The organism is Thalassolituus sp. (assembly GCF_984348125.1).
Map to the genome: position 1 here is coordinate 243,165 of NZ_CFHJLR010000001.1, position 18,741 is coordinate 261,905.

General features: G+C 51.0%; 16 protein-coding genes. 12 read left to right on the top strand and 4 right to left on the bottom strand.

All coding sequences use genetic code 11. From position 1 onward, the window contains the following. Positions 1 to 74: 74 nt before the first annotated feature. The 3 genes from AC5E51_RS01090 to mazG are packed head-to-tail and all read left to right on the top strand — an operon-like array spanning position 75 to position 4,463. Positions 75 to 1,400, top strand: coding sequence for an rRNA adenine N-6-methyltransferase family protein (locus AC5E51_RS01090; protein WP_068440706.1), 1,326 nt, complete (start codon positions 75 to 77; stop codon positions 1,398 to 1,400). Next, entirely contained in the window at positions 1,400 to 3,643 is a 2,244-nt protein-coding gene (gene relA / locus AC5E51_RS01095) for a GTP diphosphokinase (RefSeq protein ID WP_068440704.1), read from the top strand. The genes AC5E51_RS01090 and relA overlap by 1 nt, the downstream gene beginning before the upstream one ends. Before the next feature lies 1 nt (position 3,644). Then, complete coding sequence (mazG, locus tag AC5E51_RS01100; RefSeq protein WP_068440702.1) at positions 3,645 to 4,463, top strand: nucleoside triphosphate pyrophosphohydrolase; 819 nt, start codon at positions 3,645 to 3,647, stop codon at positions 4,461 to 4,463. Positions 4,464 to 4,528: 65 nt separating this feature from the next. Here mazG and AC5E51_RS01105 read toward each other — a convergent pair whose 3' ends face one another. Beyond that, positions 4,529 to 4,861, bottom strand: coding sequence for a hypothetical protein (locus AC5E51_RS01105; protein WP_068440699.1), 333 nt, complete (start codon positions 4,859 to 4,861; stop codon positions 4,529 to 4,531). Positions 4,862 to 5,108: 247 nt separating this feature from the next. Between AC5E51_RS01105 and ppc the strand changes: the two genes are divergently transcribed. The 6 genes from ppc to AC5E51_RS01135 all read left to right on the top strand — a co-directional run bounded on the left by ppc (position 5,109) and on the right by AC5E51_RS01135 (position 12,572). Further along, a complete protein-coding gene (gene ppc / locus AC5E51_RS01110; RefSeq protein WP_491777971.1) occupies positions 5,109 to 7,742 on the top strand; it encodes a phosphoenolpyruvate carboxylase in 2,634 nt (877 codons plus the stop codon). 191 nt (positions 7,743 to 7,933) lie between these two features. Continuing rightward, the gene (adk, locus tag AC5E51_RS01115) at positions 7,934 to 8,587 is read left to right on the top strand and encodes an adenylate kinase (protein ID WP_297533234.1); all 654 of its coding nucleotides are present in this window, start codon (positions 7,934 to 7,936) and stop codon (positions 8,585 to 8,587) included. A gap of 536 nt (positions 8,588 to 9,123) precedes the next feature. After that, a complete protein-coding gene (locus AC5E51_RS01120) occupies positions 9,124 to 10,149 on the top strand; it encodes a hypothetical protein (protein ID WP_491777972.1) in 1,026 nt (341 codons plus the stop codon). Positions 10,150 to 10,284: 135 nt separating this feature from the next. Then, a complete protein-coding gene (tsaB, locus tag AC5E51_RS01125) occupies positions 10,285 to 10,980 on the top strand; it encodes a tRNA (adenosine(37)-N6)-threonylcarbamoyltransferase complex dimerization subunit type 1 TsaB (RefSeq protein WP_297533232.1) in 696 nt (231 codons plus the stop codon). An 18-nt stretch (positions 10,981 to 10,998) separates the two neighbouring features. Further along, a complete protein-coding gene (locus tag AC5E51_RS01130; RefSeq protein WP_491777973.1) occupies positions 10,999 to 11,796 on the top strand; it encodes an undecaprenyl-diphosphate phosphatase in 798 nt (265 codons plus the stop codon). A 2-nt stretch (positions 11,797 to 11,798) separates the two neighbouring features. Next, positions 11,799 to 12,572 carry a class I SAM-dependent methyltransferase gene (locus tag AC5E51_RS01135; protein WP_491777974.1) on the top strand — a complete coding sequence of 258 codons (774 nt, stop codon included), beginning with the start codon at positions 11,799 to 11,801 and terminating at the stop codon, positions 12,570 to 12,572. A 12-nt stretch (positions 12,573 to 12,584) separates the two neighbouring features. Here the strand turns inward: AC5E51_RS01135 and plsB are convergent, their stop codons facing one another. Beyond that, positions 12,585 to 15,035: a glycerol-3-phosphate 1-O-acyltransferase PlsB gene (gene plsB, locus AC5E51_RS01140; protein ID WP_491777975.1), complete on the bottom strand. Its 2,451-nt coding sequence runs from the start codon at positions 15,033 to 15,035 to the stop codon at positions 12,585 to 12,587. Positions 15,036 to 15,116: 81 nt separating this feature from the next. Beyond that, the gene (locus tag AC5E51_RS01145) at positions 15,117 to 15,347 is read right to left on the bottom strand and encodes a SlyX family protein (protein ID WP_068439695.1); all 231 of its coding nucleotides are present in this window, start codon (positions 15,345 to 15,347) and stop codon (positions 15,117 to 15,119) included. A 150-nt stretch (positions 15,348 to 15,497) separates the two neighbouring features. Between AC5E51_RS01145 and AC5E51_RS01150 the strand changes: the two genes are divergently transcribed. Beyond that, the gene (locus tag AC5E51_RS01150; RefSeq protein ID WP_068439693.1) at positions 15,498 to 15,989 is read left to right on the top strand and encodes a cold shock domain-containing protein; all 492 of its coding nucleotides are present in this window, start codon (positions 15,498 to 15,500) and stop codon (positions 15,987 to 15,989) included. Positions 15,990 to 16,242: 253 nt separating this feature from the next. On the opposite strand, the gene AC5E51_RS01155 is transcribed toward AC5E51_RS01150, so the two are convergent. After that, positions 16,243 to 17,013 (bottom strand): inositol monophosphatase family protein, encoded by a 771-nt coding sequence (locus AC5E51_RS01155; RefSeq protein WP_068440683.1) that lies wholly within the window; start codon positions 17,011 to 17,013, stop codon positions 16,243 to 16,245. A gap of 152 nt (positions 17,014 to 17,165) precedes the next feature. Between AC5E51_RS01155 and AC5E51_RS01160 the strand changes: the two genes are divergently transcribed. Together AC5E51_RS01160 and cysE are read left to right on the top strand one after the other, a co-directional pair. Further along, a complete protein-coding gene (locus AC5E51_RS01160) occupies positions 17,166 to 17,936 on the top strand; it encodes an RNA methyltransferase (protein WP_068440680.1) in 771 nt (256 codons plus the stop codon). Then, the gene (gene cysE, locus AC5E51_RS01165) at positions 17,933 to 18,727 is read left to right on the top strand and encodes a serine O-acetyltransferase (protein WP_084188495.1); all 795 of its coding nucleotides are present in this window, start codon (positions 17,933 to 17,935) and stop codon (positions 18,725 to 18,727) included. Before AC5E51_RS01160 ends, cysE begins: the two co-directional genes overlap by 4 nt. Positions 18,728 to 18,741 lie beyond the last annotated feature (14 nt).

The window sequence follows — 18,741 nt, forward strand, 5'->3', positions numbered from 1 at the left end:
TAGTGCTTCACGAGATTATCTGCCTCAGGCATTGAAGCGGTTTTACTGAATAAACTATAACGGATGGAAGACGCGTGAAGCAGTCAGGAAAAGGCCGTGAACTCAGCTTGGTCATCGACAATCTGAATTCTGAAGGGCAGGGAGTTGCCCGCTCTGGGCGCGATGTCTATTTTGTGCCAGGCGCACTGGTCGGAGAAAAAGTCCGGGTGCGTATGCTCGAGCGTAGTAAGAAAATCTGGCATACGCAGCTGCTGGAAATTGAGTCTGAGGAAGCTGTATCCCGTCGTACGCCGGACTGCCCACACTATCAGCGCTGTGGCGGTTGTGACCTCCAGCATATGCAGTATGACGCTCAGGTTCTTTTCAAACAGGGCCGGGTTGAGCGCGAGTTCGGGCGCCAGAAGGTCCCAGTCGATAGCTGGGCAGCCCCCCTTACCAGTGATGAGTGGCATTACCGGCGTAAAGCGCGTCTGGGCGTGCGCTTCAGTAAAGAGCAGCAAAAGAACTTTATTGGTTTCCGCGAGGCTGCCAGTTCCCACCTTACCGACATAGACCGCTGCTTTGTGCTGCCTGACCACCCTGCACTGGACTGGTCCGAGTGGCGTCAGGTTATCAGTTCACTTGAGGCTGCCTCTCTGATTACGCAGATTGAGCCGCTCTGGGCAGACAGTGCACTGGTATTTATCCTTCGGGCGCTGAAGCCGCTTTCTGGCAATGATCATCAGGTTCTGGTTCAGACATTTGAGCGTTGGCAGGCAGGCTCTGACTTGCCTCTGCAATTATGGGTACGCACAGAGAAACATGCTTCACCTGTGGCGTTATGGCCGGATAACCCCGACGAAATATGGCATGAAGTTGATGGTCTGAAGCTGCGCATTCAGGCCGACGACTTTATTCAGGTTAACCGTAGTATCAACCAAAGCATGGTGGCTCAGGCGCTGGAGTGGTTGGAGCCAGCGGAAAATGAACAGATCTGGGACTTATTTGCCGGGCACGGAAACTTCTCAATGCCCCTGGCAAAGCGTTGCAAACAGGTTATTGCCGTTGAGGGCCAACAGGCTATGACGGACAGCCTTCAGGCACAAGCGGAAAACTTGGCCCTTTCTTTGCAAACTAAGTGTGCTGATTTATCGGCATCAGGCACCCTTGAGTCACTACCTGAGCCTGATGCTGTGTTACTCGACCCGCCGCGCGCTGGTGCAGACACGGTCATGACGGAGCTGATTCGACGAAAAGTTGGCAGGATTCTTTATGTATCCTGTGATCCGGCAACTCTGGCGCGGGATCTTGCACAACTGGTGCCCGCGGGCTATGAGGTTATTAAGGCAGGAATTATGGATATGTTCCCGCAGACGCATCATGTCGAAACCATGGTGCTACTGAAGTATCGGGGAAAATAATGGTTAAGGTACGCGAAGATCATCCACTGTTACATGATGGTTCACTGGATATAGATCGCTGGTTAGAGGAAATTTCTCATACTTCTGATCTGCACAATCCCGAGGAATTGCGTGAAGCACTGGAGCTGGCAAAGAAATTGTCAGACGAAGCGATTGCAAACCGCACATACTGGTCGATTGACAGCGTCCAGATGGGTATCGAAATGGCGCAGACATTAATCGATCTGCGCCTCGATAATGCGTCGATCATTGCGGCGATTCTTTATCGTGCTGTCCGAGAAGGCCGTCTGGCACTCCAGAAAGTGGAGCGACAGTTTGGCCAGGAGGTCGCAAAATTAATTGAGGGTGTTCTACGGATGGCTGCTATCAGTGCTATCCAGAATTCCAGCGATGAAGTGGTACTCGGTCAGCGTCAGGCGCAGGTAGACAATCTGCGTAAGATGCTGGTGGCTATGATTGATGATGTTCGTGTCGCACTGATTAAGCTGGCAGAAAGAACATCAGCCATTCGTGCTGTAAAAGATGCGCCCGAAGAAAAGCGACGCAAAGTTGCAGAAGAGGTTTTCAATATATATGCCCCCCTTGCACATCGTCTTGGTATTGGTCATTTAAAGTGGGAGCTCGAAGATCTTTCTTTTCGTTACTTACAGCCGGACGCCTATAAAAAAATTGCCTCGTTAATCGATGAAAAACGACTCGCGCGACAGGACTACATTGATAGTGTTGTTAAAACTTTACGTGATGAGCTGACTGCTGCTGACATTCACTGCGATGTCTATGGTCGGGCTAAACATATCTACAGTATCTGGCGTAAGATGAGCCGGAAGAATCTCGATTTTTCCAAAATCTATGATATTCGTGCGGTGCGAATTCTGGTTCCAGAGCTCCGGGATTGCTATGCAACCCTGGGGATTGTGCACTCACTATGGCGGCATATTCCGAACGAATTTGATGACTATATCGCGAATCCCAAAGAAAATGGATATCGCTCCTTGCATACTGCTGTGATCGGGCCTGAAGGCAAAGTCCTTGAAGTCCAGATCCGCACGAATGCGATGCACGAAGATGCAGAGTTGGGTGTTTGTGCACACTGGTTATATAAGGGCACAGACATCAGTGCAAAAGACCAGGGCTATGAGCAGAAAATTGCCTGGCTTAGACAGGTACTTGAATGGCAGGAAGATCTGGATGATTTACCGCGATTCTTTGGTGAATTGCGCAGTGATATCAACCCTGACCGCATTTATGTATTTACCCCGGACGGTCACGTCGTTGACTTACCGACTGCGGCTACCCCGGTCGATTTCGCCTATCGGGTTCATACTGAAGTAGGTAACAAATGTCGGGGCGCGAAGGTCGATGGCCGTATCGTTCCTCTCACCTATCGACTGAATACGGGCGAGCAGGTAGAAATTCTTACACATCCAGCAGCACATCCAAGCCGGGATTGGTTATATCCGGACTCAGGGTATATTCATACAGCGAGAGCCCGGGCAAAAGTAGCGCACTGGTTCAAACTTCAGGACCGCGACAAAAATATCGAAGAAGGGCGCCAGCTTGTCCTGCATGAAATGGATCGTCTGGATCTCGTCGATGAACCTCTGCACGATGTCGCACGCCAACTTAATATGAAGGCCGTGGAAGACATGTTTGCTGCAGTCGGTGCGGGTGATCTGCGTCTTGGTCAGATTATTCATCAGTTGCTCAAGCAAGCGGATACAAATACGCATCGCCAGCAGGAGTTACCACTGCTGCGTCGTCACGAAGCCTCAAAGTCAGATGCGGCAGACGATGTATTCATTGAGGGTGTGGGTAACCTCATGACACAGATGGCGCAGTGCTGTCATCCTGTGCCCGGCGATGATATCCGCGGCTATGTGACCATAGGTCGCGGGGTCACGGTACACCGTAGTGACTGCGAAAACCTGCTGCATCTTGCAGCGGTAGAATCGCGTCGCGTACTGCAGGTGAGCTGGGGGCGTCGTCCTGGCAAGCTGTACCCGGTTGAGATGGTAATCAGCGCTTATGACCGGACTGGCCTGCTCAGTGATGTCAGTGCGTTGCTTGCAAACGAAAAAGTGAACGTTGTTGCGGTGAATACGCGCTCGGATCAGGGTGATAATACTGCCTCCATGAGCCTGACTGTCGAAGTGGATAGTCTCGAGCGACTCGCACGGGTCATGAATAAAATTGAGCAACTTCCGAATGTAGTGAAAACCCGTCGCGTGCGGGCAGGAAGCTGAAATGGCCTTTTCTGTAAGAGACCTGACTTACGTAATGAGTCGTCTGCGTGATCCTGACACGGGTTGTCCCTGGGATATTAAACAGGATTTCGCCTCCATCCTTCCGCATACACTGGAAGAAGCGTATGAAGTTGCTGATGCCATTGAACGTGAAGATTGGCCGCATCTGGAAGAAGAGTTAGGGGACCTACTGTTTCAGGTCATCTTTTATGGTCAGATGGGCAGTGAAAAACAATACTTCAACCTGGAAAGTATTGTTGATCGTCTTGTTGCTAAGTTAATCCGTCGCCACCCGCATGTTTTCCCAGAGGGGACCATCGACAGTCAGCGAGCGCCAGGCGAGGACCCGGATGAAGAATGGATTAATCAGCGTTGGGATGAAATAAAAGCGGAAGAAAAGGCTCACGCTCCGCAGGCTATAGACAAAACTTTGCTATCAGACATACCTGTTACTCTGCCTGCAATCACACGTGCTGTTAAACTTCAGAAGAAAGCATCGTCGGTAGGATTTGACTGGCCCCAGAAAGATCCGGGGGTTGTCAATAAAATCCGGGAAGAGCTTGATGAAGTTATCGTCGAATTAGAGGCGGGTAATAACGCATTGCTGGAGAAAGAGATCGGCGATCTTCTGTTTGCTGTTGTGAATCTTGCACGTCATCACAAAATCAATCCTGAGGTTGCACTGCGTGGCACTAACGAAAGATTTCAGAAACGATTTGACGTTGTTGAACAGGCTTCCAGCAGCGCCGGTGGTTGGGAGAATATGACCCCCGACAGCATGGAATCCGCCTGGCAGAAGGCCAAGCGACTTACTGATTGAATTTACTCAAAGCACAGAAGGCAGCTGTCAGCTGCTCTCTCTTCTGTACTTAATTTGAAGCCTGATTAATGTCTGTCTTCAGACAGCACTTCCCGGTACTTGCGTGCTAACTCAAGAAAGCGAGGGGTCAGCCCAATATCTTCATACAGAGGAAAGCCATCCTCGTCTTCAGCAACCACCTTGTCCCCCGCGATGTAAGGAAAGCCCGACGCCATGTCATCCAGTGCAGCGCTGATCAGGTCCCGCAGAATCTGTTCCTTCGACATTGAAGGGAACATTTCAGCCAGCGCCTCAATACGGGCAGCGTCATTAACACTTAACGGCAAAGAGTAGCTTTCCTCGGTCAGTTCAGCTCCAAACTCAGAAGCCCAGTGTTGCATTAGTTCATTCACTTTCACGTCATACTCCTCACGCTATTGCCTATACTGTTCTGGCAATAAAGTTATGGCAAAAGTTTCTGTTTTTTTCATCCTCTTCTGGAAACTTTGGCAGGGAAATAAATCTGAGCGATGGCGAGCGACCGCAGTGGCCTTGAGTTTCCGCGGATTTAGCGCACACTGAAGTATCCACTTTTTACAATCTACTTACGCCGTCAGGGCAAATCAGAACCGGTCAGCACGCTGTGTGGGCCACAGGGAGATGATAATGAAAGAACTCGACGCGCTGCTTCGCGATAAAGTAAGAATGCTGGGAAACGCGCTGGGCAATACCATACGTAATGATCTCGGTGAAGACACGCTGGCCCAGATCGAGACGATCCGTAAGCAGGCTAAACGCGCCCGTACCGGTGATGAAAACGACCGGGATAAACTGCTCGATCTGCTTAAAGGATTGTCTGATGATTCTCTGGTGCCGGTGGTACGGGGCTTTAATCAGTTTCTTAACCTGGCCAACCTTGCTGAGCAACAGCACGGCATCAGCTGGCGGCGGGAGGATGTCGGTGAAGAGAGCACCGATACCATGTTCCCTGACCTGATTAAACGCCTTGTTGAGGCCGGAATCGAAGGCGAAGATCTTACCTCCAAAGTGGCAGCGGCTAATGTCGAGCTGGTACTCACCGCACACCCTACGGAGGTCACTCGCCGTACCCTGATCCAGAAATACGATGAGCTGTCGCACCTCCTGCAGCAGCGTGATGATCTTCATGACGAACATCCATCACTGGCCTCGATTGAAGAACGTATCTCCCGATTGATTAACGAAATCTGGCACACCGATGAAATTCGAAAAGTTCGTCCGACGGCGGTTGATGAAGCCAAATGGGGCTTCGCGGTCATAGAAAACTCTCTCTGGTATGCCATTCCTGAAATGTTACGCAGCATGAATGTAGATTTGATGGAAAGAGGCGCTCCCGCCTTGCCGCTGGATGCCGTACCCGTCCGTTTCTCTTCCTGGATGGGGGGAGACAGGGACGGGAACCCGAACGTTACTTCGACCGTCACCGAAGAAGTCCTCTATCTGGCTCGCTGGATGGCTGCCGACCTGTACTTGCGGGATATTGAGCTTCTGGGCAGCCAGCTTTCTATGTATGCAGGCACCCCAGAATTTAAAGAAAAATATCCCGGTCATGAGCCGTATCGAGAATGCCTGCATGGCCTGAGAACCCGCCTCGAAAATACCCGGGAATGGGCCCAGGCAAATGTTGATGGCGAAGTTTGTGAGCTCGAGCCACTGCTTGACGACGCAGACCTTATCGAGCCGCTGCAAGCCTGTTATGACAGCCTGGTTGGATGCGGATTGAAGTCAATTGCTGACGGTGACCTGCTGGATACACTTCGTCGCTGTGCCTGTTTCGGTCTGGCTCTGGTGCGACTGGATGTTCGCCAGGAATCAACACGTCATAGTGCGGTGCTTGCAGAAATATGTGACTTCTATGGCTGGGGAAATTACCTGGAATGGTCCGAAGATAAAAAGCAGGAGTTTCTGTTAAAAGAACTGACTTCCCGACGCCCACTCATTCCTGAGTTCTGGGAGCCATCTGATGAGGTTGCAGAAGTTCTGGCGACGACCCGTATTCTGGCGCAGCCGATTGGGCAGGGCGTATCCTGCTACATCATTTCTATGGCGAGTGAGCCGTCTGATATTTTATCCGTCGCACTCTTGTTACAGGCCTCTGGTGTCCGTCACAAATTACCTGTGGTGCCTTTATTTGAAACGCTCTCTGATCTTGAGCAGTCAGGCCCCCGAATGGAAAAGCTATGGCAGGTTCCCTGGTATCGGGAATACAGCGAGTGCCGTCAGCAGGTTATGATTGGGTACTCAGACTCTTCCAAAGATGCAGGTCAGCTTGCAGCGGTCTGGGCTCAGTATCAGGCGCAGGAAATTCTTTCCCGCGTCGCTGATGAACAAGGATATTCACTGCGATTATTTCATGGCCGGGGTGGTACTGTTGGTCGCGGTGGTGGCCCAGCGCACCGGGCAATTCTGGCACAGCCACCGGGCTCTGTACGTGGCGGCTTACGTGTCACTGAGCAGGGCGAAATGATACGTTTTAAATTCGGGCTTCCCGAAATAGCAGAACGAAACCTTAAGATTTATATCTCTGCTGTTCTTGAGGCGAATCTTTTACCGCCACAGACTCCGGTGCAGGAATGGCGTCAGACCATGAGTGAACTTGCTGAGGTTGGTGTCGGTTCCTATCGTGCAATGGTTCGTGATAATCCCGATTTTGTGAGCTATTTTCGTGCTGCTACTCCGGAGCAGGAACTGGGTAAACTATCCTTAGGGAGTCGCCCTGCAAGAAGACGAAGCGGTGGTGGAATAGAAACACTTCGCGCTATTCCATGGATTTTCGCCTGGACTCAGATCCGTTTAATGTTGCCAGCCTGGTTAGGAGCAGACAGTGCACTGGAAGATCAGATACAGCGTGGCAAACTCACGACTTTAAGGCAGATGTATTGTGAGTGGCCATTTTTCAGAACCTACATAGATATGTTGGAAATGGTGCTCTCGAAAGCAGATACGGCGATTGCGGGATATTACGAAGCGCTACTGGTTGAACCCGATATGCAGCCCCTCGGCAGTCTGCTGCGACAGCGCCTGGGTAATGTGACCGCACTGGTATTACAGGTTAAAGAGCAGAGCGAATTGCTGGAGCATAATCAGAGTCTTCAACAGTCGATGCAGGTTCGTGATCCCTACACTGACCCGCTTCACTATCTACAGGCTGAGCTGCTGTATCGCGAGCGCCAGTCTGCCGATGTAGTCAGTACTGAAGTCGAGAAAGCGCTCATGGTTACCATGGCGGGCATTGCTGCTGGGATGCGTAATACGGGCTGATTGCCCGTGTTCTCTGGCTCTCAGAAGGCCCCGACCAAGGTTGTGCTGGTTGTACAGGTGATTTCATCTAGAATCACTTGAGCAATAGCTGGCTAAAGAGTAAGGTTAGGCCTATTTTTCTCTCTGGCTGATCAAATATTAAACAATAATGAACAGTCCAGTACCGATTTTGTTTATCGAGGAGCAGGCTCATGCGCGTCATTCTTCTAGGGGCTCCGGGTGCGGGTAAAGGTACCCAGGCCCAGTTCATCTGTGAAAAATTCTCAATTCCCCAGATTTCAACCGGGGATATGCTGCGAGCTGCAGTAAAGGCAGGCAGTGAGCTTGGCCTTAAAGTGAAAGAAATTATGGAAACAGGTGGCCTGGTATCTGACGAGATTATTATTGATCTGGTTAAAGAGCGTATCCAATCTGACGATTGCGCCAATGGTTTCCTGTTTGATGGCTTCCCGCGTACGATTCCTCAGGCTGAAGCCATGATCGAAGCCGGTGTTGATATCGACTACGTTGTCGAGATCGATGTCGATGACGAAGAAATTGTTAAGCGTCTGAGCGGCCGTCGCGTTCACCCGAATTCAGGTCGTGTGTACCACGTGATTTATAACCCTCCAGTAAATGAAGGGAAAGATGACGAAACTGGTGAAGATCTGATTCAGCGCGATGACGATCAGGAAGACACTGTGCGTAAGCGTTTATCAATCTATCATGAGCAGACCGCTCCATTGGTAAGCTTCTACAAGAAGCTGCGTGAAGAGAAGGGCGAATCAGCTCCAGAATACGTTCATGTTCCAGGTGTAGGTTCTTTGTCTGACATCACTGAAAAAGTTACGAGCGCTTTAAGTTAAGTTCTCAAATAACTCTAATGAAAGGAGCCGCAAGGCTCCTTTTTTGTTTCTATAAGTTAATACCCGAATAAGAAATAAAGTTCAGCCGGTGTTCCTGTTGCGCTTAATTCGCTCTTCCTCTTACCGACTTCCTTCCAGAAATTTTCAATTCATATGGCCATTATTGATCCATCAACCATGTGTTAATGATTCATAGTCTCCGGGATAAATCTCGATTAGCCGAAGATTCATTGAAACTGACACCCGATAGATGGCGTCGGGAACTCAGCCGGATTTTGTTCTCTAATTAACGGTATGGGCCCTGAAATTTCACTCATTTGGGCCAGATATGCATTCTGCATTTAAAAAATCGAGGATTTTTTTGTTTTTTTTATGAAAAATACTATTATTCCGTCGGTTACTTTATATACTGTATTGAAGTATGAAGATTTACTTATGTGAATTATCACTACTAAGTAAGTCCACAACGAATCGGGGATTCACTGATTATCAGCCCCACCGCTTTTATAAACAGGTAAGTAAAAGAGGAAATACCTATGGCTAAAACTAAAGCACCTGCCAAGCGCGGCCGGAAGCCTGCGGCGAAAAAGCCGGTTGAGTCTGCGGTACCTGCTGCTGTTGCAAAGGCAACGAACGCCGTTGAAAAAGCGGTGGCAGCTCAGTCCAAGCAGAAAGAACGTGTCACTGCCGCTGAAACCAAGCTGAAGCAAGCAAAAGTGAAAGCTGCTGGTCCAAAGGCCACTGCCGCGACTAAGCGCTCAGTAGCGACTGCTACTAAGGCGGTCAAAACTCAGAAAGAGAAACTCTCTGAATTGACGCAGAAGGTTGCTGAAGCCAAGAAAGACCTCAAAATTGCAGAACTGAAAGCCCGCATTGAAGCGACTGCTGCGAAGGCTGAAGAAACTGTTAAAAGTTATGCTAAGACACTGGCTGATAAAGCAGAGGCCGATCTCGAGAAAGCTCTGACTAAATTTGCTACTCAATGGCGTAGCAAGCGCGATAAACAGGACGCCCGTAAAGTTAAAGCTCGCACTACTGCAGAGAACAAAAAAGTAGCTACTGCTTCTAAGAAAATAGAATCTTCGATTAAAGCACTTGAAGCTAAGCCAGCGGCCAAACGTGGTCGCCCTGCAAAAGCGGCTGCACCAGCGAAAGCAACGACTGCTCCGAAGAAGCGCGGTCGTCCTGCTAAGGCGACAGCACCAGCAAAAGCTGCACCGAAAAAGCGCGGTCGCCCAGCTAAAGCGGCTACAGCAACTAAGGCAGCTACCACCGCAGCGCCAAAGAAGCGCGGTCGTCCAGCTAAGGCGACTACAGCCAAAGCGGCACCTAAAAAAGCAGCTGCTAAGAAAACAGCAGCCGCTAAGCCGGCGGCAGCACCTAAGAAACGGGGTCGTCCAGCTAAGGCAGCGACGACAGCAGCGAAAGCACCTGCTAAGCCAGTGGCAGCAAAGGCAGCGCCAAAGAAGCGTGGTCGTCCACCTAAGGCAGCAGCTTCGAAGCCAGCAGCGCCAGCACCAGCCCCAGCTGCTGAAGAGAAGAAAGATTCTTCAGAATCTTAATTCTCCGCTTTGTGAAAGAACCCGGCTCGTCCGGGTTTTTTTATGCCTGACGTTCCTCGCTGTCCGACAGTGAGCTGCGGCATTCTCCCGCTGAATCCTGATATACTCCCCGCATCATTGATCGGTGGTATTCAAATGTCTGTAATTCTCACAATCGACGCATCTTCCTCACTCTGCTCTGTTGCGCTGAATATCAACGGCGAACTGGTCTGGAATACAGAAGAACAGCCAAGACGTCACGCCCAGCGTCTGCTCCCGATGATAGACGATATTCTGGCTGATTCAGGTATTTCCAGGCATCAGCTTGATGGTCTGGCGTTTGGTCGTGGCCCAGGGTCATTTACCGGAATACGGATTGCCGTATCTGTGGCACAGGGGCTTGCTTTAGGATTAGATCTTCCTGTCTGTGGTGTATCGTCTCTTGAGACTGTAGCACTCGCTGCTGCTTCAAATGATGAGACTGCAAGCAAGGTGCTTGCGATTATGGATGCACACATGGGAGAGGTGTTCTGGGGGCAGTTCGACGTTATAGATGGAATGACTCAGGCCGGTGGTGTTGAGCAGGTGGGGTCACCGGAATTATGCCTGACGCAGGCAAGTGAATTCGGAGGGCTGCTTGCTGGTGATGGCCTCAGCTTAGCGCCTTTTAGTGAGTTGAATTCAGCATACGCAACGATTCAGCCGGAAGCTCGCATCATGGCAGCACTGGCGGACCGGGAATGGAATAATGGCAATTTCGGCTCACCCGATAATCAATTACCGGTATATCTGCGTAACTCTGTTGCATGGAAAAAGCTGGATGAACAGCCAAGCCTTCTGAAGCGAAATTAACATAGGAAGTTATTACCCGTGGATCTACTCGAAATTATTGTCCTTGCAGTATTACAGGGCCTGACCGAATTTCTTCCAATCAGTAGCTCTGCGCATCTGATTCTGCCTTCCCGCATGTTGGGTTGGGAAGATCAGGGGCTCGCATTTGATGTGGCTGTTCATGTTGGAACACTCGCGGCTGTTATTGTCTATTTCCGTGCAGAGATTATACGTCTGTTACAGGGCTGGTTAACGACCGGCTTTACCCGACATCCCAATGCCGATGGGCGGCTGGCTTGGTACGTCGCGTTGGCAACTATTCCGGCAGGGCTTGCTGGTTTATTGCTGAACGACTGGATTGAGGTGAATCTTCGTTCTACGGCGGTAATAGCAGCGACTACTATAGGCTTTGGCATTCTTTTGGGGGTTGCGGACCGGGTCAGGCATGGCCGCGCAGGTCTCGGGGAAATGACCCTGTTGATGGCGTTGGTGATCGGTGTGGCACAGATGTTCGCGCTGATTCCGGGAACATCACGTTCGGGGATTACCATCACCGCAGCCCTTCTGATTGGTATGCAGCGGGTTGATGCTGCGAAGTTTTCGTTCCTGCTGTCGATTCCATTGATTCTTGCGGCGGGTGGTTTGAAGACGTTGGAGTTGGCAGAGCAGTCGACGGCTGTTGACTGGCAGTCGCTGATATTGGGTATTGTTATCTCTGCGGTCAGTGCCTGGATTTGTATCTATTACTTCCTCGCCTTTATTAACCGCATTGGCATGATGCCATTTGTTGTTTATCGATTAATTCTGGGCGCTGTTCTGCTTCTGTTTTTCGTATAGATATGACTGAATTATACTGCGCTTCTGATTTTGCTCCTCACCTGCACGAGTTCGCCGACGCGTTTGGATTAGGTGTCTCAACAGCGAACATGCCTCAGAATTCGGAGTATCACCTTCATCATGATGGGCATGCTTTGGGGCTGGTCCGTGGTGATGCGCCCAAGGCCAGAGTGATTGTTGATTTCTGTGCCGGTGCTACAGCGCACAGACGTAAGTTTGGCGGCGGAAAAGGGCAGGATATCGCGAAAGCGGTCGGCGTCAGCTCTGCGTATTTACCGACGGTCGTCGATGCGACGGCTGGCCTCGGTCGTGACTCGTTCGTACTCGCGACACTGGGCTGCCAGGTGACCGCTATTGAACGTCAGTCTGTCGTCGCAGCGCTGCTTCAGGATGGCCTGGAGCGTGCCCGTCTCGATAGTGAAGTTGGGGATATTGTTGACCGTATCCACTTAGTTCACACGTCTGCACATCAGTGGCTTGCTGCACAGGCCGAGAACTCAGTTGATGTCGTGTATCTGGACCCTATGTTTGATCATGACCCTAAGCAGAAGGCGGCTGTCAAAAAAGACATGCAGGCGTTTCGTGAGGTTGTTGGTCAGGATGTCGATTCCGATGACCTGTTAGGTCCGGCGTTAGATGCAGCGCGATGCAGGGTGGTTGTAAAGCGTGCGCGCAAAGCGCAGCCGCTTGCAGGGCGTGCGCCTTCTTACAGCATTACGGGTAAGTCGAATCGGTTTGATGTGTACGCTCTGGCCAGAGTAGAAGCTCCGGCCTGAGAGGTATCAGCCTTACAGGCTGATCAGAATGGTTTGCCTCAGGTTGGCATCCAACAGATTTTCAAGGATGCTCATGAGAGGGTTCAGGTCTTCGTCGAAAGACAACACGTCATCTTCACCGCAGCTGATCATTCCACTATCAATCAATTGACGTATAAGTGCACGAAATAATGCTTTGTCGAAGAATTCTGGTGCATTAATTCCATAAAGTAAGCTCAGGCGCTGGGCCAGCAGTGTCGATTGCTCTTCCAGCTGTTGAGCGGTCAGGTTTCCACTGCCCTGATGCTTCAGGCGGGAAATCGACAGGAAGTAACGCTGGAGTGTCTGAGAGATCGGATCAGCGAGGCTCTGCAACATCGGTAGATTGTCGCCATCAATGCGGCAATGATAACAACCGTCACTCACTTCCAGATAGCCGCGCTGCTCCAGTACATCCAGCCAGCTGTTAACAGCTTGTTCGAGAGTGTCTTCTGTCCAGTGAAGGAAGAGTTCTGCTTTCAGGAATGGATACAGGGCCTGACAACTTTCGAGGATATCCGCCTGAGTGCAGCGACGATTATTGAGTAGCAGGCATGCAATCAAAGATGGTAGTGCAATGATGTGGAGAACATTGTTGCGGTAGTACGTCAGGGTAACCGCCTGGCGCTCATTCGTCTGAATCAGGTCGCCCATGTCGTGCTTGCTACGGGAAACCGATCCAAGCTCTTCGGCGTGGGCAAGCCAGTCGCTCGCATGTCCGTCAGGTAAAACCGTCATATCGGAATACGGAACCATGGCCAGCAGGTCACGATAGGCTTCCATATGACGCATCAGCTGATTTTCATCCATGGCCTGGCGGGGCGACGCAAGAATAGCGAGTGCGATCAGGTTGATAGGGTTAACCGAGGCTGCGCGGTTGATTTCGGTGACAACGGTAGTGGCCAGCTCATCAACCAGTTCCGGTGCCCAATCAGGGCGATAGTTACATGCTTCGTAGTCCTGATTACTCCAGCCTGGGTGGCGCTCTTCAAGGTATGGTGAGAGATGTATCGGTTCGCCAAAGGTAACGTTGACCTTACCAAACGACTTCTTGAAAGAACGCAATGTGCCCAGTACGTCGAGAAGGCTTTCCTTCTTTTTCGCTTTTCCGCGCAACTCACCAAGATAGCTCTTTTCTTCGAATACTTTTTCATAACCCGTATACACAGGCACGAACACCATTGGCTTTTTTGAGTCGCGCAGGTATGAGCGAACCGTCATTGCAAGCATCCCGGCTTTCGGGCTGAGGGTACGGCCGGTACGGGAGCGGCCACCTTCGACGAAATATTCTGACGAATATCCATGGGTAAATACCGAGTGCAGATATTCATCAAAGACGGCTGCATACAGCGGATTACCACGGAAAGTTCTGCGCATAAAAAATGCACCGCCGCGGCGGAGTATCGAGCCAACCACTGGCATATTGAGGTTAATACCCGCAGCAATTTGTGGAAGCTGTAGGCCATGGTGGTAAAGAACGTAAGACAGTAATAGATAATCGATGTGGCTTCGGTGGCAAGGAACATAGACGACAGTGTTGTCTTTGCCGACTTCTTTTACCTGTTCGATATTGTGGATAGCCGTGCCGTTGTAGATTTTGTTCCACACCCAAGTCAACAAAATATCCAGGAAACGAACGTTGGTATACGAAATGTTTGAGGCAATTTCATCCGCGTATTTAAGAGCCCGCTTTCTCAGCTTCTCGCGTTTTAAGCCGTTCTCTTTCATTTCACTTTCAATGGCGTGACGGACCATTGGGCGATTCGGGATCTGATGAACCAGTGTGCGTCGGTGAGACAGTTCTGGGCCCAGTACCGATTTTGTTACCTTGCGATTGTGAACACGCAAAACACGGGCGAGTTTACGGGCGACCAGCTCCGGAGAGGTTTCGCCTCCCGCCAGTTCGCGTAACGACAGGGGCTCGGAGAAATGAACAAAGGTATTACGTCCGTTAAACAGAATCGCAAAAAAAGTCATCACGCGGCCGCCGAGGCTACCTGCATTCTGCAGCCAGATACGAAGGAAAGAACGTTCGCGCTCCGGTGAACGTCCCCACATAACCCGCACGGGCATCACCTGAATGTCACGACTGTCATCCGCAAGCATCCATTCAGCTTGTCTCTTCAGATGACGGGGAATTGTAGCGAGCCCATCTTTGCGGAATGGATTTCCGGGGCGGCGATAAATGCCGAAATAAGGATTGCCAGGTAAGGTACCATTCAGCCGTTGCTGAAATGGTGCCTGCCAACCACGCTCGGAGACTTCTTTGTTAATAACAATCTGCTCGGCATATGAGGGATAGAGCATGGCGTAAATAACGGGCTGCACTGGGTCCAGTTCGATCTTGTCTTTATCAGCACCAATAATCTTTGTCTTGACCAGCTTATAAAGCAGCTTCTGTTGCCACTGATTGATTCGGATACGTAATTTTCGGATGACGCTCATAGATGAACCTGTAAAAAAGAACCATTTCAGGCGGCGGATTATATGTTATCCACGTGACAATTACTGGTGCTGTACCGCCAATTAATAGTGCGGTGGTGGCGGTTCGTCCGCTGGATTTGCAATCCCGCTGTCGGTTGTCTGGATTTGCTCCATGCGCCGATACATATGCTGCAGTGCTTCTTTTGCTAACCGGAACTCTGCTGATATGGTCGCAAGTTCTTTATTCAGAGTCTCCACCGTATCCTCGAGATATGTAATCCGCGTTTCAAGTTGAGTGACTCTTTCGGCCGCAGGCGGCAATTTATTTTCCATGATTGCAGTCTCCATGCGCTATCGTGTTGATTTTTTTGGTTAATTGGGCTTTCATAGCCCACTTGTCAATGGTCTGCGACGGTATTTTTACGTATATCGGGCATCCCGTCTCTGGCCGGCATAATAACAACGAGTGATTCGGGATAACACATGGGTAAGTTAATGGTTCGTAAATTAATCGTAGCAGTCGTATTTGCAGTAATAGCGCCGTTTGTTGTCGTCGCGCTGATTGCAGGTCTGGCTAAAGATATTCAACTGGCTGGTGGTGCTGCCACTAGCTTCTCTACTCTGCTGAACTCAGAAGGCATGGCGGTCGCACTGATTGTTATGGCAATTCTGGCATTCATCATCAGCTTTGTGTCTGCTCAACTGGTTCCGGCGCGTCGCCGTCGCCAGCGCAGCAGTGGCACTATGGTTGAGAGTGACGTAGAAGATGGCCGTGAGCGTGGCGTCGTTAAGTGGTTCAACGTGAAGAAAGGCTTTGGCTTTATTACCTGGGACGAAGGCGAGGATGTGTTTGTTCACTTCCGCTCTATCCGTGGTCAGGGGCATCGCTCTCTGACCGAAGGTCAGCGCGTTAAGTTCAGCGTTGTTCGTGGTGAGAAAGGCCCTCAGGCGGAAGATGTATCGGCGATACGCTGAGTCTGATGAGTATAAAAAAAGCGGCTTGAAGCCGCTTTTTTTGTATCTGTCTTCAGCCCTGATATGGGCTACTGGATCTTCTCTCGATGAAGCGAGAGCTCGTCGCAGCTCTGCGACTCGCACAGCCAGCAAAGCGTAATTTTCAGATGAGACCAGAGCATAGGCTTACCTCCTTTCTATAACTGCAGTATAGACAGGAGGTTGTACTGTGCTCTGCACTGACCTGAAAGTCAGGCGACTAAGCCAACCAATCTCAGAGTTTCAGAAGAGATTTAAGCAGTCGTGGGTTCGCTACTGCAATGTTGGCTGGTGCAGAAACACGCGGTGCGCCATCAATGGCTGCAAGCAGGCAGCCCGCTTCTGAGGTCAGAAGAGTGCCGGCATTCAGTGCGATGGCGTCGAGATCAGACACCAGTGCCGCCTGGAAGCGGTCCGCAGCAACATAAGCCATGGTCAGAATGCCCGAGCCAATAGAGCGTACGTCGTAGTTTGATTCCATCAGGCGCATTACTTTCGCGCGCTGGTCAGCCGCGTTGTCACTCAGGCCCATAGGCTGAGTGAACGCAGTAATTGCGTCGGTTAGGGTAGTCACGCCACCACAACGGATACGGCGACCATTAAGTTGGGTACCCCGACCACGTGAAGCGCTGAACTCATCACCATTCATTGGGTTGAGGACAACGCAATGCTCAGTGCGGTCTTTGTGCAGGCAGTTGATGATGATAGCAAACGCCGGAATACCTACGCGGAAGTTAGCGAGATCATCGATCACACAGATCTGCCAGACTGGCTGACCTTCTTTGCCGGCATTGAAACCGGTTTCGCGGCCTTCGAAGTTATCGTCGGCAAGTGACTTCTTCAGCTCGAAAATAATGCTCTTTTCGAGACCAATGGTGCAGTCAGCAATAAACTTAGCTTTTTCCTGATCAGTACTCTGAGCAGCATCAAAACGGTCAAGACGACGAACCAGATCCTGACCGGCGTTGCGCGCAGCGCGCAGCGCCAGATTCACCATGGGTTGCATAGGGTATTCCTGTTGCTTTAAAGAACGTAAGGCAGGGCGAAAAGCCCAGCCTTTAAAAAACGGCCGCGAAGTATAACAGCGTAAAACTGGTTGGCGAAGTCCCTTTTGCGCTACACTTTCGGCCTTTACATTTCTACCACGTCGGGTCTTACATGCTGAACAGAATCTGTGTCGTGATGGTCAACACCACACACTCCGGGAATATAGGTGCAGCGGCGCGGGCGATGAAGAACATGGGGCTGAGTCGCCTGTTGTTAGTAGATCCGATTGCCAGTATCGATGAAGAGGCCATTCAACGGTCCTCACGTGCCGAAGACATACTGCACAATGCTGAAATTCATCCGACACTGGAAAGTGCGATTGCCGGTTGTGGTCTGGTGGTTGGCACCAGTGCCCGCAGTCGCAGCGTTCCCTGGCCATTGATGACCCCAAGGCAGTGTGGTGATCGCGCAGCTCAGGCGGCAGCAGCGGGGAATGATATCGCGCTGGTTTTTGGTCGCGAAAGCCGTGGTCTCACCAATGAAGAGCTCCATCTGTGTAATGCACACGTGCATATTCCAACGGATGAGAACTTCTCTTCGCTCAATGTAGCCCAGGCGATTCAGGTCATGGCGTACGAAATGCGACTTGCACTGACCGAGGTTGAAAACGCTGAAGCTGGGCAGCGGTGGGGCGTGGATTGGGATTACCCCATGGCAACGCACGATCAGTTGAACGGTATGTTGCAGCATATGGAGCAGACTCTGGTTGAGATTGGCTTCCTTGACCCCAATACTCCCAAGCAACTGATGACACGTGTGCGCCGGCTGTTTCAGCGGGCGGCTCCGGATCGCATGGAAATTAATATTCTCAGGGGCATGCTGGCGGCCATTCAACGGCGCACAGATGCCTCAGAGTCTGATAAAAAAGGGGATAAGGCTTGAGTATCCGTCAATTGCGCGAAGATATCGCATGTGTGTTCGACAGGGACCCGGCGGCACGGAATACCTTCGAGGTACTCACAACCTATCCGGGTGTCCATGCGATCATGCACTACCGGCTGGCCAACTGGTTATGGCGTCGTGGCCTGAAATGGTTCGCGCGTGTGCTTTCTACGTTCAGTCGCTGGATGACGGGAATCGAGATTCACCCGGGCGCAACCATTGGTAACCGCTTCTTCATTGATCACGGTATGGGCGTGGTGATTGGTGAAACCGCTGAGATTGGCGACGATGTGACCCTTTACCATGGTGTGACTCTTGGTGGCACAAGCTGGAATAAAGGTAAGCGTCACCCAACCTTGCACGATGGTGTTGTGGTCGGTGCAGGCGCTAAGGTGCTAGGCCCGATTACTGTAGGCGCTGACGCTCGTATTGGTTCTAACGCTGTGGTGACCAAGGACGTGCCTGAATCTGTCACTGTGGTGGGCATTCCAGGGCGTATTATCCGCAAGGCGAGTACGGATGCTGAGAACCGCCGGCGGGAAATGGCTGCGAAGATAGGGTTTGATGCGTACGGTATGACCGATGATATGCCCGACCCGATCGCGCGCTCGATCCACAACCTTATGGATCACATGCATCACGTCGATAAGAAAATCGACAATATGTGCCGGGCGCTGAGTAACCTTGGGGATCACAGCTGCGAAGATGCACTTCCTGAGCTGGAAGAAGAAACCTTCGTCAGCCTGCATGAGCGCCTCGAGGCAGAAAGAGAGAAGTCCTCCGGAGACTGACAAAAGCTTTCGCA

Coding starts and splice junctions, on each gene's coding strand:
- mazG (WP_068440702.1), top strand. CDS start 3,645: ATGGCCTTTTCTGTAAGAGACCTGACTTACGTAATGAGTCGTCTGCGT.
- relA (WP_068440704.1), top strand. CDS start 1,400: ATGGTTAAGGTACGCGAAGATCATCCACTGTTACATGATGGTTCACTG.
- AC5E51_RS01155 (WP_068440683.1), bottom strand. CDS start 17,013: ATGCAACCCATGGTGAATCTGGCGCTGCGCGCTGCGCGCAACGCCGGT.
- AC5E51_RS01145 (WP_068439695.1), bottom strand. CDS start 15,347: ATGGAAAATAAATTGCCGCCTGCGGCCGAAAGAGTCACTCAACTTGAA.
- plsB (WP_491777975.1), bottom strand. CDS start 15,035: ATGAGCGTCATCCGAAAATTACGTATCCGAATCAATCAGTGGCAACAG.
- ppc (WP_491777971.1), top strand. CDS start 5,109: ATGAAAGAACTCGACGCGCTGCTTCGCGATAAAGTAAGAATGCTGGGA.
- AC5E51_RS01135 (WP_491777974.1), top strand. CDS start 11,799: ATGACTGAATTATACTGCGCTTCTGATTTTGCTCCTCACCTGCACGAG.
- AC5E51_RS01120 (WP_491777972.1), top strand. CDS start 9,124: ATGGCTAAAACTAAAGCACCTGCCAAGCGCGGCCGGAAGCCTGCGGCG.
- AC5E51_RS01150 (WP_068439693.1), top strand. CDS start 15,498: ATGGGTAAGTTAATGGTTCGTAAATTAATCGTAGCAGTCGTATTTGCA.
- adk (WP_297533234.1), top strand. CDS start 7,934: ATGCGCGTCATTCTTCTAGGGGCTCCGGGTGCGGGTAAAGGTACCCAG.
- AC5E51_RS01160 (WP_068440680.1), top strand. CDS start 17,166: ATGCTGAACAGAATCTGTGTCGTGATGGTCAACACCACACACTCCGGG.
- tsaB (WP_297533232.1), top strand. CDS start 10,285: ATGTCTGTAATTCTCACAATCGACGCATCTTCCTCACTCTGCTCTGTT.